Origin of the sequence: Nocardiopsis algeriensis (assembly GCF_014203695.1) — a bacterium.
Classification (GTDB): domain Bacteria; phylum Actinomycetota; class Actinomycetes; order Streptosporangiales; family Streptosporangiaceae; genus Nocardiopsis; species Nocardiopsis algeriensis.
In genome coordinates, this window is record NZ_JACHJO010000006.1 from 205,402 (window position 1) to 217,703 (window position 12,302).

Annotated in this window: 14 protein-coding genes; 7 read left to right on the top strand and 7 right to left on the bottom strand. The window is 71.4% G+C overall.

Annotation, left to right across the window (positions count from 1 at the left end; genetic code table 11):
* Positions 1-31: 31 nt before the first annotated feature.
* The 3 genes from cydB to FHS13_RS11405 form a co-directional block, all read right to left on the bottom strand.
* The gene (cydB, locus tag FHS13_RS11395; protein ID WP_184291326.1) at positions 32-1,069 is read right to left on the bottom strand and encodes a cytochrome d ubiquinol oxidase subunit II; all 1,038 of its coding nucleotides are present in this window, start codon (positions 1,067-1,069) and stop codon (positions 32-34) included.
* A gap of 9 nt (positions 1,070-1,078) precedes the next feature.
* Positions 1,079-2,521: a cytochrome ubiquinol oxidase subunit I gene (locus FHS13_RS11400; protein ID WP_184291328.1), complete on the bottom strand. Its 1,443-nt coding sequence runs from the start codon at positions 2,519-2,521 to the stop codon at positions 1,079-1,081.
* Between the two features lie 273 nt (positions 2,522-2,794).
* On the bottom strand, positions 2,795-3,532 hold the full coding sequence (locus FHS13_RS11405; RefSeq protein WP_420222040.1) for a DUF305 domain-containing protein: 738 nt from the start codon (positions 3,530-3,532) through the stop codon (positions 2,795-2,797).
* Between the two features lie 89 nt (positions 3,533-3,621).
* Here FHS13_RS11405 and FHS13_RS11410 point away from each other — a divergent pair, with 89 nt between their 5' ends.
* Positions 3,622-4,413, top strand: a complete 792-nt coding sequence (locus FHS13_RS11410) for a DUF3105 domain-containing protein (RefSeq protein ID WP_184291332.1) — start codon at positions 3,622-3,624, stop codon at positions 4,411-4,413.
* A 107-nt stretch (positions 4,414-4,520) separates the two neighbouring features.
* On the opposite strand, the gene FHS13_RS11415 is transcribed toward FHS13_RS11410, so the two are convergent.
* A complete protein-coding gene (locus tag FHS13_RS11415; RefSeq protein WP_184291334.1) occupies positions 4,521-4,979 on the bottom strand; it encodes a DUF3515 family protein in 459 nt (152 codons plus the stop codon).
* Positions 4,980-4,990: 11 nt separating this feature from the next.
* Complete coding sequence (locus FHS13_RS11420; RefSeq protein ID WP_184291336.1) at positions 4,991-5,224, bottom strand: Lrp/AsnC family transcriptional regulator; 234 nt, start codon at positions 5,222-5,224, stop codon at positions 4,991-4,993.
* Between the two features lie 73 nt (positions 5,225-5,297).
* Here FHS13_RS11420 and FHS13_RS11425 point away from each other — a divergent pair, with 73 nt between their 5' ends.
* Positions 5,298-6,263 carry a thiamine-phosphate kinase gene (locus FHS13_RS11425; protein ID WP_184291338.1) on the top strand — a complete coding sequence of 322 codons (966 nt, stop codon included), beginning with the start codon at positions 5,298-5,300 and terminating at the stop codon, positions 6,261-6,263.
* Positions 6,264-6,403: 140 nt separating this feature from the next.
* On the top strand, positions 6,404-7,045 hold the full coding sequence (locus FHS13_RS11430) for a cellulose binding domain-containing protein (protein ID WP_184291340.1): 642 nt from the start codon (positions 6,404-6,406) through the stop codon (positions 7,043-7,045).
* 122 nt (positions 7,046-7,167) lie between these two features.
* Here FHS13_RS11430 and rpmB read toward each other — a convergent pair whose 3' ends face one another.
* Positions 7,168-7,353: a 50S ribosomal protein L28 gene (rpmB, locus tag FHS13_RS11435; protein WP_013151263.1), complete on the bottom strand. Its 186-nt coding sequence runs from the start codon at positions 7,351-7,353 to the stop codon at positions 7,168-7,170.
* A 317-nt stretch (positions 7,354-7,670) separates the two neighbouring features.
* Between rpmB and recG the strand changes: the two genes are divergently transcribed.
* Complete coding sequence (gene recG / locus FHS13_RS11440; RefSeq protein ID WP_184291342.1) at positions 7,671-9,830, top strand: ATP-dependent DNA helicase RecG; 2,160 nt, start codon at positions 7,671-7,673, stop codon at positions 9,828-9,830.
* Between the two features lie 70 nt (positions 9,831-9,900).
* On the opposite strand, the gene rsmD is transcribed toward recG, so the two are convergent.
* A complete protein-coding gene (rsmD, locus tag FHS13_RS11445; protein WP_184291344.1) occupies positions 9,901-10,464 on the bottom strand; it encodes a 16S rRNA (guanine(966)-N(2))-methyltransferase RsmD in 564 nt (187 codons plus the stop codon).
* Between the two features lie 167 nt (positions 10,465-10,631).
* On the opposite strand from rsmD, the gene coaD reads away from it, so the two are divergent.
* The 3 genes from coaD to rpmF all read left to right on the top strand — a co-directional run bounded on the left by coaD (position 10,632) and on the right by rpmF (position 12,135).
* Complete coding sequence (gene coaD, locus FHS13_RS11450; RefSeq protein WP_184291346.1) at positions 10,632-11,111, top strand: pantetheine-phosphate adenylyltransferase; 480 nt, start codon at positions 10,632-10,634, stop codon at positions 11,109-11,111.
* A 134-nt stretch (positions 11,112-11,245) separates the two neighbouring features.
* A complete protein-coding gene (locus FHS13_RS11455) occupies positions 11,246-11,821 on the top strand; it encodes a YceD family protein (protein WP_184291348.1) in 576 nt (191 codons plus the stop codon).
* A gap of 137 nt (positions 11,822-11,958) precedes the next feature.
* On the top strand, positions 11,959-12,135 hold the full coding sequence (gene rpmF, locus FHS13_RS11460) for a 50S ribosomal protein L32 (RefSeq protein ID WP_184291350.1): 177 nt from the start codon (positions 11,959-11,961) through the stop codon (positions 12,133-12,135).
* Positions 12,136-12,302: the final 167 nt, after the last annotated feature.

Consider the following 12,302-nt stretch of genomic DNA (forward strand, 5'->3'; position numbering starts at 1 on the left):
GGGGGGAGTGCGGGGGCCGTGGTGCGCGGGGTCAGGCCGCCACGCCGGTGTCGGGGCCGGCGGTGACGGTCTCACCGGTGACGGTGGCGCCGGTGACGCGCTTGCGGAAGACCCAGTAGCTCCACCCCTGGTAGAGGAGCACCAGCGGGAGGAACACCACGGCCACCCATGTCATGACGGTGAGTGTGTAGTCGGCCGAGGAGGCGTTGGCCACGGTCAGGCTGAACGCCGGGTCGGTGGTGGAGGGCAGCACGTCGGGGAACAGCGACCCGAAGAGCGTCGTGGCGGCCGCGACGATGGTCACCACCATGAGGGTGAACGACCGTCCCTCGCGGCCCTTCAGGGCCGCCGCGGCCCCACCCACCAGGGCCGCGGCGGCGATCAGGACGAGCGGCCAGGTCCACGCCTTGCCGTGGGCGAGCTGCGTCCACAGCAGGAAGGCGGCACCCGCCGGGACCGCCACGTAGGCGGTCCGCAGGGCGGCCTGCCGGGCGCGGACCCGGACCGGCCCGTCGGTCTTGAGGGTGAGGAACACCGCGCCGTGCAGGGTGAACAGCGACAGCGTCGTCAGTCCGCCGAGCAGGGCGTAGGGGTTGAGCAGGTCCAGCAGCGAGGCGGTGACGATGTGGTCGGCGTCCATGGCCACGCCCTGGACGATGTTGGCGAAGGCCACACCCCACAGCAGGGCCGGCAGGGCGCTGCCGAGGAAGATGGCGCGGTCCCACCAGAGGCGCCACTGCGCGTCGTCGCGTTTGCCGCGGTACTCGAAGGCCACACCGCGCACGATGAGCGCGAGGAGGATGAGGAAGAGCGGGACGTAGAAGCCGCTGAACAGCGAGGCGTACCAGGCGGGGAAGGCGGCGAACATCGCGCCTCCGGCGGTGAGCAGCCACACCTCGTTGGCGTCCCACACGGGACCGATGGCGTTGAGGGCGACGCGGCGGTCCACGGAGTCGCGCTTGCCCAGGAACGGCATCAGGATGCCGACGCCGAAGTCGAACCCCTCGAGGACGAAGTACCCGATCCACAGGACCGAGATGGCGATGAACCAGATGACGGCCAGATCCATGTCGGTCTCCTAGTAGCTGAAGTGGGGGATCCGGGCCTCGTCCTCGTCGTCCTTCAGGTCGGGGACGAGGTGGGTGGGGCCGGACCTGACGTACTTGACCAGCAGCTTGAACTCGACCACGGCGAGGATGCCGTACAGGAGGGTGAAGCCGCCCAGGCTCAGCGCGACCGTGGCCAGGCTGACGCCGGGCGAGACGCTGGCGGCGGTGAGCAGGTAGCCGTGGACGGTCCAGGGCTGGCGGCCCATCTCGGTGAGCACCCAGCCGAAGATGTTGGCCGCCAGTGCGGCGGGCAGGGCGAGCATGGCGGCGCGGTAGAACCACGCGCCCTCGGGCATGCGCCCGCCGCGGGTGAGCCACAGGCCGAGGGCGGCGACGGCGACACCGGCCATGCCCAGGCCCATCATGAGGCGGAACGACCAGTAGACGACGAACACGTTGGGGATGTAGTCGCCCTCGCCGTACTCGGCCTCGTAGGCCTCCTGGAGGTTGCTCATCCCGTGGACCTCGCCGTCGAACTCACCGGTGGCGAGGAAGCTGAGGACGTTGGGGACCGTGATGTCGATCGGGTTGTAGTGGGCCTCGGTGTCGCCGACGGCGAAGGTGGAGAAGGCGGCGCCCTCCTCGGTCTCCCACAGGGCCTCGGCGGCGGCCAGCTTCATCGGCTCGTACTCGGCGGCGAGCTTGGCCTGGTGGTCGCCGGAGACGGCCACGACGGCGCCGGCGACCAGGGTGAAGACCAGGCCGACCTTGAGCGTGCCGCGGAACAGGGAGAACTCGCTCGGGGCCGGGACCGTTCCGGGGACGCCGGTGTCGCCGTGCCTGCGGCTGCGCCACAGCTTGTAGGCGCTGACGCAGACCACGAAGAGGCCGGCGGTGACGAACGCGGCCGAGACGGTGTGCAGGTAGGTCGACCAGGCCTGGTCGTTGCTGAGCACGGCCCAGATGTCGGTGAGCTCGGCGCGGCCGTTCTCCTCGTTGACGGTGAAGCCGACGGGGCGGCGCATCCAGGCGTTGGCGGCGAGGATGAAGTAGGCCGACAGGTTGGTGCCGATGGCCACGGCCCAGATGCAGGCGAGGTGCACGGCGCGGGGCAGGCGGTGCCAGCCGAAGATCCAGAGGCCGATGAAGGTGGACTCGAGGAAGAAGGCGAGCAGGGCCTCCATGGCCAGCGGCGCCCCGAAGACGTCGCCGACGAAACGGGAGTACTCACTCCAGTTCATGCCGAACTGGAACTCCTGCACGATGCCGGTGACCACGCCCATGGCGAAGTTGATCAGGAAGAGCTTCCCGAAGAACTGGGTCGCCTGGAGGTACTCGTGCTTGCCGGTGCGGTGCCAGAGGGTCTGGAGCACGGCCACGATGAACGACAGCCCGATGGTCAGGGGGACGAACAGGAAGTGGTAGATCGTGGTGATCCCGAACTGCCACCGCGCTAGGTCTAGGGCTTCCATACCCGCCTCTCAAGTACCGACTGCCGGTAGTACTACACATCGTAGTTCTACAGCTTGTCGTAGATGCAGTGACCCCTGTTACGCGGGGGTGCCGAAGGGGTGGGTGGAGCGCGGCGGAGGGGGTGCGGTGCGGTGTGGAAACGCTTGCGCCGAGCGGAATCACGGTCCTGACCAGGGCTGTTGACCGGAAACACGGACCCCGGTGTGCTCTTGGGCACACACGCGAAGCGGCGGCGCCCCGCAGGGCACCGCCGCTTCGCTGCGAGGGTCCGGTCAGTCGCCGGCGCCGCGCTCGTCCAGCATCTTCTCCATGAGGTCGACCTCGGTGGCCTGGGCGTTGATCATGCCCTGGGCGAGGTCGACGACCATCTCCTCCTGCCCGAGATCCACCTCGGCCTCGGCCATCTCGATCCCGCCCAGGTGGTGGGCGATCATCAGCTCGAGGAAGAGGATCTCGGCCTCGGTGCCCTCGGCCTCCTCCAGTTCGGCCATCTGCTCCGGGGTGGCCAGGCCCGGCATCCGGTCGGGGACCTCGCCCTGGCCGCCGTGGTCGTGGCCCGAGCCCTCCATCCAGGCCATCGGCTTCCCGGGGCCGCGCGCGGGCAGGTCCCACGCGCGCAGCCAGCCCTGCATGATGCCGATCTGGGCCTGCTGGGTGCGGGCCATGTCGCTGGCCACGATGTGCAGGTCCGGATCCTCGGTCTTCTCCATGACGATCAGCGCCATGTCCACGGCCTGGGCGTGGTGGGAGCTCATGTCGCGGAGGAACCCGGCGTCGGCCCCGGTGTCCAGCGGGGGGGAGGGACGCCCCACCAGATAGCCGATCCCGAGCGCGAGTGTGACGAGGATCACTGTCACGAAGAGTGGCACGGACCGCTTCGGCCCGACAGGGGCCGCGTCCTCCTCCAAAGGCTCATCTGCCAGGGCGTCCGCCGACTTCCTCTCGCCGTCGTCCGCTGTGTCGCCGCTGTCACGGACCGTCTCGCGGTCCGGACTGCTCGCATCTTCCATAGGAACCATCCTGGTCAAATAGCCCGACTATGGTGCCAAAGTAGAGAATAGGTAAGTCTCAGGCACCCTCACCCATCCCAGGAGACCCAGTGGCCAAGAAGAAGACGGCGGAGGAGCGCCGCCGCCGCGCAGCAGAGCTGAGGGCGGAGCGCCTCAAACAGGAACGGCGACGCAAGATCCTGACCGTCACCGGTTTCACCACCGCCGCCGTGCTCGTCGTGGGCCTTCTCGCCTTCGCGGTCTTCATGGAGGTCCGCAGCCGGGTCATTCCGGGGGTGGCGGAGTACGAGGTCGGCTCCTACGTCCATGTCGGTACCGGTGAGACCGTGGCCTACGAGCAGTCGCCCCCGGTGGGCGGGGACCACTGGTCGAGCTGGCAGAACTGCGCCGTCTACACCGAGCCCGTGACGACCGAGCTGGCCGTCCACGCGCTGGAGCACGGCGCCGTGTGGATCACCTACGACCCCGAGCTGGCCCAGGAGGAGGTCGACGAGCTCGCCGGCATGTACAACCCCGGTGACTACCTGGTGATCAGCCCCTACGAGGGTGAGATGGACGCGCCCATCGTCGCCTCCAGCTGGGGCCGCCAGATCACCGCCGAGACCGCCGGCGACGAGGCGCTGCAGAAGTTCGTCCGCGCCTACGAGCGCGGCCGGGACGTCCCCGAGCCGGGCGCCTCCTGCTCCGGTGCGGTCTCCGAGAACGCGGCCGAGGTCGAGGCCATGCTCGTCGAGACCGGCGGTGTGGGTGCCGAGGAGATGGAGGGCCCCGGGGACACCCCGGCCGAGGACGGACCCGCCGAGGGCGCGGAGGACGGCGGAAGCCAGGAGAGCGGCGGGGAGGACTCCGAGGAGGAGCCCGCCGAGGAGTCGACCGAGTAGGGCACGGCTCCCTTCGGCCCGAGCAGACCGGGGCCGGGACCGCGGACGACGCGGACCCGGCCCCGGCCCGTGCCGGGGCGGGCGTCCGCGAAGACGCGTCCCCGAGGTCAGAGCTGCCCGTCGGGCAGGGCGGGAACGTGCTCGGAGACCAGATCGCCGATCGCGGTCAGAGCGGGGGCGGGGGCGCCGTAGGCCTGCGGAACCGTCAGCTCGACATAGGCCTCGTGCCCGACCGCGGTGAAGACGGTGGGCGCGTCCTCGGGCTCGAACAGCCAGGGGATCCCGTCGATCTCGTGCAGGAGGGAGTCCGGCTTCAGGGCCGCGGGCCGGTCCACGCCGCAGCGCAGTCCGATCGCGGGATCGCCCCAGGCGGCGGTGAGATCGGACGCGGGCCGGACCTCGGCGCGCTCGGCGTCCAGCAGCGTGTCGGGAAGATCGGCGACGAGGTCCGCGCAGACCTCGGCGGTCGCGGCGTCCGGTTCGGGGGGCTCCACACGCACGGTCTGCGCACCGCATCCGGTCAGGGCGATCGGGAGGAGGGCCGCCGCGGTCCACCGCTTCAGCACGGGAGCACCTTCTAGATGTTGACGATGGGGCAGGTGAGTGTCCGGGCGATGCCTTCCAGACGCTGGATCCGGGCGACCACCAGGGTGCCCAGGGCGTCGACGTCGTCGGCCCCGGCCTGGACGATCACATCGTAGGGTCCGGTGACGTCGTGGGCCTGTTCGACCCCTTCGATCTCCCGGATGCGCCGGGCGACCTCGGCGGCCAGGCCGACCTCGGTCTGGATCAGGATGTAGGCCTGCACCATCTGTACTCCTCTGGGCATGCGGGAAGACGTGGGCCGGGAGGGCCCGGCGGAGCGCCACCGTACCCTGAACCCTGTGGGAAGAACCATTGGGGGGTTTGGCGAGTTCGCTCTGATCGCACGTGTGACGAGCCAATTCCCCGGAAGCGACGATGTAATCCTCGGCCCCGGTGACGACGCCGCCGTCGTTGCCGCGCCCGACGGGCGGACCGTGGCCACCACCGACCTCCTGGTCGAGGGGCGCCACTTCCGGCGCGACTGGTCGAGCGCCCGCGACGTCGGGCACCGCGCGGTGGCGCAGAACTTCGCCGACGTCGCGGCCATGGGGGCGCGCCCCACCGGGCTGCTCATCGGCTTCGCCGCCCCCGCGGACCTCCCCCTGGAGTGGGCGGAGGAGTTCACGCTCGGCGTGCGCGACGAGTGCGCGGCGGCGGGCGGCGCGGTGGCGGGCGGCGACACGGTCGGCTCCGACACCCTCACCATCGCGGTGACGGCCCTGGGCGACCTGGAGGGCCGTGCACCGGTCCGGCGCGACGGCGCCCGGCCCGGCGACGTCGTCGCCTGTACGGGCCGTCTGGGCCTGTCCGCCGCCGGGTTCGCCCTCCTGCGCAGGGGCATCGACGGCCCCGCGGAGTGCCTGGCCGAACACCGCAGACCCAGCCCCCCGTACGCGGCCGGCCCGGAGGCCGCCCGGCTGGGGGCCACCGCGATGCTCGACGTCAGCGACGGCCTCGTCCAGGACCTCGGCCACGTGTGCCGGGCCAGCGGCGTCGCCGTCGACCTGGACCCCGCGCTGCTGCTTCCCGAGCCCGCTCTCCTGGAGGCGGTGCGCCTCCTGGGCGGCGGTCCCGAACGCGCCCGCGACATGATGATCGCGGGAGGGGAGGACCACGCGCTCGCCGCCACTTTTCCGGCCGGCACCGAACTGCCGCCCCACTGGTACCGGCTGGGGAGCGTCGTCGACGCAGGTGGCGGCGGTGCGGAGGTCACCGTCGGAGGTGCCGCCCCCCGGATGCGGGGGTGGGACCACTTCCATGAATGAACGTGTTTGGATTTGTCCCCTTTGGCTCTCGCGCTAGGCTTGCGGCCGAAAGCCGCCCCTGCCCCGCGAGACACGGCACGTTCCGAACGCCCGCGGAAGAGAGATCCGAAGGGCGGCCGAGCAGCGTTGAGAGGCGGTCTATGGCTGGGCAAGGCCGGCGGCAGGGCACCCGTCGTGGCGCCCACCGCAGCGAGCCCGAGGACGCCGGGACGCTGCGCAGGATCGGGGGCCTCATCGAGAGCACGGTTCCCAAGCGGGTCGAACCCCCGCGCCTGCTCAACGTGCTCGTCATCTCCGGCGTGATCCTCGGCCTGCTCCTGTTCGGCTACAGCACCACGCAGATCTACCTGCAGTTCGGCAGCAGCCCCGAGACCACCGTCCCCGGCGAGGAGCTGACCGAGCCGAGCGCCGGGGCCACGCCGGGACCCGAGGACGGGCGCGAGCAGCAGGGGCCGCAGACGCAGGCGGGCTCGGAGCCCACCACGGTCTCCTACCAGGTGCTCGGGTCCACGTCGGTGGACTTCAGCGCCCAGGTCACGGTGACCAACACGTCGCAGAGCCGGCTGGACGGCTGGGAACTCGCCCTGGCCTTCTCCGGAGCCGACGTCACCGCGGTCGAGGGCGCCGACTGGGAGGCCATGGAGGACGGGATCCTGGCCCGCCAGCCCGCCGGGCAGGACGGGCTCGAGCCGGGAGAGTCGGCCACGTTCACCTTCGAGGCGCTGGGCGCCGCGCAGAGCCCCGTCCGCTGCTCCCTCAACGGCCACGTCTGCCGCCTCTGACCACCGGTCCGAACACGGGCCCCGGCGGCCGCGGGCAGCGGGGCGGGAAACGGCCCCGGACATGCCGAAGGCCCCCCGACGGTGTCGGAGGGCCTTCGGCATGTCCAGGGAGAACCCGGTCGTCAGCGGGTCACCTTGCCGGCCTTGATGCACGAGGTGCAGGCGTTCACGCGCTTGGGCGTGCCACCGACACGGGTGCGGACGGTCTGGATGTTGGGGTTCCAGCGGCGGCGGGTGCGACGGTGCGAGTGGGAAACACTGTTACCGAACCCGGGTCCCTTGCCGCAGACGTCGCAAACGGAAGCCACGGTAACTCCATTCAAGCGCTCGGGATCACGTACGTTGCCGCACGCGAAGGTTCATCCGACCGAAAGAGGTCGGGCGGACAGGCTGACGCGGACGCCAACCGGGGAGGTACACGAGGGAAGACTGTACCCCCCTGCGTGAACGGTGGAACTGTGTGCCACCTCAGGCATCACCGCACGACCACGCGGGCATGGCGTCAACACGGTGAACTCAACCGAGTATACCCCCGCCGATCTGTGGACGGTGCCCGCGCGTCACCCGCGGGGTCTACCGTTGCGGTGGAAAAGGCGATCCACAGAGGAAGACCAGGAAGACCACAGTGAGCACCTGGGACGAACCGCTGGGCAAGGGCCCGCTTCGGGGGAAGACGGCGAAGGCCCTCGCGGAGAAACTCGATCTGCACACGCTCGGCGACCTGCTGCGGTACTACCCGCGCCGGTACGACCGCCGCGGAGAGCTGACCGACCTCGCCCGACTCCAGGAGGGAGAGCAGGTCACCGTCCAGGCCAAGGTCCTGGACGCCAAGCGGCGCACGGTACCGCCCCGGCAGGGGCGCCGCCGGATGGACCTGCTGGAGGCCGTCGTCACGGACGGCACCGGGCGGCTGCACCTGACGTTCTTCAACCAGGGCGCCTACCACCAGACCCGGCTCACCCCCGGGAGACTGGCCATGTTCTCCGGGCGTGTCTCCACCTTCAAGGGCAGGCGCCAGCTCGATCACCCGCAGTACGAGCTCCTGGACGAGGACGGTCACGAGGAGGAGCGCGCCCGCGCCTACGCCGACGAGATCATCCCCGTCTACCCCGCCGTCAAGGGACTGGACTCCACCGCGATCTTCCGGGCCGTCGACGTCGCCCTCGGCAGTGTCGACGACCTGCCCGACCCGCTTCCGCCGCAGGTGCGCGGCGGGACCGGCATCGCCGACGCCCTGCGCGGGATCCACCGCCCCGAGAGCGACCGGGACATCGCCGTGGCCCGCCGGCGCCTCAAGTGGGACGAGGCCTTCGTGCTCCAGGCCGCCCTCGCCCGGCGCCGCCTGAGGGCCGGGGAGCTGCCCGCGGTGCCGCGCCCGGGGGTCGAGGGCGGCATCCTCGACGCCTTCGACGCGCAGCTGCCCTTCACCCTCACCGAGGGCCAGCGGGAGGTCGGGGACCGGCTGGCCGAGCGGCTCGACTCCTCCCACCCCATGCACTGCCTCTTGCAGGGCGACGTGGGGGCGGGCAAGACCCTCGTGGCGCTGCGCGCCATGCTCAGGGTGGTCGACTCCGGGGGGCAGGCGGTCCTGCTCGCCCCCACCGAGGTCCTCGCCCAGCAGCACCACCGCTCCATCGGGGCCATGCTCGGCGCCCTCGGGAGGGCCGGGCAGATCGACGGCGCGGAGAACGCCACCCGCGTCCGCCTGCTCACGGGCTCCATGGGCGCCGCCGCCCGCCGCGAGGCGCTCCTGGACGCGGCCTCCGGCGCCGCCGGGATCGTCGTGGGCACCCACGCCCTGCTCCAGGAGAACGTGGGCTTCGCCGACCTCGGCCTGGTGGTGATCGACGAGCAGCACCGCTTCGGGGTGGAGCAGCGCGACGCCCTGCGCGAGAAGGCCGCCGACGGCCGCCCGCACGTGCTGGTGATGACCGCGACGCCGATTCCGCGCACGGTCGCGATGACCGTCTACGGCGACCTCGACGTGGTGACCCTCACCCAGCTGCCGGCCGGCCGGTCCCCGGTGTCCACGCACGTGGTCCCGGCCAGGGAGAAGCCCCACTTCCTCGCCCGGGCCTGGGAGCGCATCCGGGAGGAGGCCGGGCAGGGCCGCCAGGCCTTCGTCGTGTGCCCGCGCATCGGCGACGGAGGCGCGGGGGAGGAGAACGACGAGGACGCCCCGCTCTCGGTGCTGGAGGTCGCCGCACGCCTGACCGGGGGCCCGCTCGCGGACCTGAAGGTGGAGGTCCTGCACGGGCGGATGGCCCCCGACGACAAGGACGCGGTCATGCGCCGCTTCGCCGAGGGCGTGACGGACGTGGTGGTCTCCACCACCGTCATCGAGGTCGGCGTCGACGTGCCGAACGCCACAGTGATGGTCGTCATGGACGCCGACCGCTTCGGCGTCTCCCAGCTCCACCAGCTGCGCGGCCGCGTCGGCCGGGGGAAGCTGCCGGGGCTGTGCCTCCTGGTCACCGACGCCGAGGAGGGCTCGCCCGCCCGGGAGCGGCTCGACGTGGTCGCCTCCACCACCGACGGCTTCCGGCTGTCCCAGGAGGACCTGCGCATGCGCCGGGAGGGCGACGTCCTGGGGGACGCGCAGTCGGGCGGCTCCAGCCTGCGGCTGCTCACCCTGCTCAGGGACGAGAAGCTCATCGAGGAGGCACGGGAGAAGGCCGCGGAGTACGTGGCCGGCGACCCGGACCTGACGGCGTACCCGCCGCTGGCGGAGGCCCTGGAGGAACTGCTCCCCGAGGAGAGGGCGGAGTACCTGGACAAGGGCTAGACGCAGTGACCCGGGAGGCCGGCGGCGCCCGCCCCGCCCGGTACACGCGGGGCGTGTTCCGCGCAGGGGCTCAGGGACGGCGGGCGTACCAGAGGGCGGCCTCGCCGTAGACGCGCCGGCGGTCCGCGGCCAGGCCGTCGGGCCAGGCCGGCTCGGGGCTGCGCTTGGAGCGCTCGACCACGACGAGGGGGTCGGGGGCCAGCCAGCCGCGGGCGAGGAGGTCACCGAGCACGGCGGCGACCTCCTCCTCGGTGACGGAGTAGGGAGGGTCCGCCACGACCAGGTCGTAGGGCTCGCCGGAATTCTCCCGGGCGACCACCCGCTCGACGCGGTCGGCGACCAGCCGGGCGCCGGGGAGGCGCAGGGCGGCGATGTTGGAGCGCACGACCTGGGCGGCCCTGCGGTCGGCCTCCACCAGCAGGGCGTGGTCCGCGCCCCGGGAGAGCGCCTCCAGGCCGATCGCGCCCGAGCCCGCGTACAGGTCCATCACCCTCAGCCCCTGGAGGGAGCCGAGGTCCGAGCTGACCGAGGAGAACAGGGCCTCGCGGGTCCGGTCACTGGTGGGGCGTGTGTTGCGGCCCTCGGGAGCGCTGATACGGCGTCCGCCGGCCGTTCCGGCGATGATGCGGGTCATGAAAGGCCACGTTAGTCCCCGGCGGGGATTTTCGGCGCCTCCCCGTTCCGGAGGCGGCCGGCGTGGGGAAGGTGGTCGCTAAGGGGGGAGTTGCCCGAATTGCGACAAGGGGCGACCCCTACGATCGCGGTACTCCAGAGGCCGTGACTTGAGAGGGGTGAACCACCGTGCGCCGTGTTGTCTGCCCGGGTTCCTTCGACCCGGTGACCTACGGACACATCGACATCATCGGCAGGGCGGCCAAGCAGTACGACGAGGTCGTCGCGGCGGTGCTCGACAACGTCAACAAGAAGGGACTCTTCAGCGTCCCGGAGAAGCTGGACATGCTCCGCGAGGGCACCTCCGGCATCGCCAACGTCTCCGTCGCCGAGTTCGACGGGCTGCTGGTCGACTTCTGCCGGGCCAACGGCATCAGCACCATCGTGCGCAGCCTCCGCTCGGTCAGCGACTTCGACTACGAGCTCCAGATCGCGCAGATGAACTACCAGCTCTCCGGTGTGGAGACGGTGTTCATGACCGCCAACCCCCAGTACTCCTTCCTGTCCTCCAGCCTGGTGCGCGAGATCGCCCTGCACCGGGGCGACGTCTCCAGCCTCGTCACGCCCTACGTGCAGGACAGGCTCAAGGAGAAGTACGCCGCGGGCTGATTTGGGAGCTCGGGCCGACGGTGGGTAGAATTCGAGATCGACCATCGGCGTCGCCTCTTCGGCGTGCGCTCCAGCCGGTCGCGGCCGCCCCGCGGGCGCCCGCCCCGGTGCTCCACATCTCTCGTGAAGGCCCGATGACCCTGTCTCGTCCAGATCCCCGTGACCCGTTCGTGGTCGACACCCAGCAGCTGGGCCGCCAGCCGGGGTCGATGCGGACCGTCAAGCGCATCGTGAACGTCCCCGAGGCGTTCGCGAACGCCATGGCGTCCGTGCCCGAGGGCCGCGAGATCGAGCTGGACCTGCGCCTGGAGGCGGTGATGGAGGGCGTGCTCGTCACCGGTACGGCGCGCGGCCAGCTCGCCGCCGAGTGCTCGCGCTGCCTCGATCCCCTCTCCGAGGACATCGAGGTCGGCTTCCAGGAGCTGTACCGGTACGAGGACGGCGAGGAGCTCCCGGAGACCGACGGGGACGCGGCCGACGAGGATGAGGACTACTATCTACAGGGTGACCTGCTCGACCTCGGACCGGTGGTCCGCGACGCGGTCGTGCTCGCCCTTCCGCTCTCGCCGCTGTGCGGCCCGGACTGCCCGGGGCTGTGCTCCGAGTGCGGTGCCAAGCTCGCCGAGGCGGGCCCCGACCACGGTCACGGCGACCGTGTCGACCCCCGCTGGGAGGCCCTCCGCAAGATCGCGGAGGACCCCGGCGAGTAGAGCTGTTCACGAGCCCCGATCACGGGCGGCCCCGCAAGGAGCCCCGTCGGCCGGGGCGCCCTCCCCGCCGCAGCACGCGGGGTGACCAGATAAGCGACCTCCCGCGACCCGCGCGGGGGTGACCCAGGAGGATTGAAGTGGCCGTCCCGAAGCGGAAGATGTCGCGGAGCAACACCCGTACCCGCCGTTCCCAGTGGAAGGCGTCGCGCCCGGTGCTGGTCAACTGCCCGCGCTGCCGTGACCCCAAGCTGCCCCACGTGGCCTGCCCGACCTGCGGCACCTACAACAACCGCCAGGTCGTCAACCCGGCCTAGGACGTGTGTCCGGTGGATGCCGCCCGGCAGGGCACATATCCGTCAGCCATGTCCGAGACGTCATCGGCGCTCCTTCGGGGCGGGCCCAGTTCCTGGGCCCGCCCCGATCTGCTGTCCGGGTGCCATCGCGGGGCGGGGATTTGTAGAGTGTTTCCACGAACCGACAG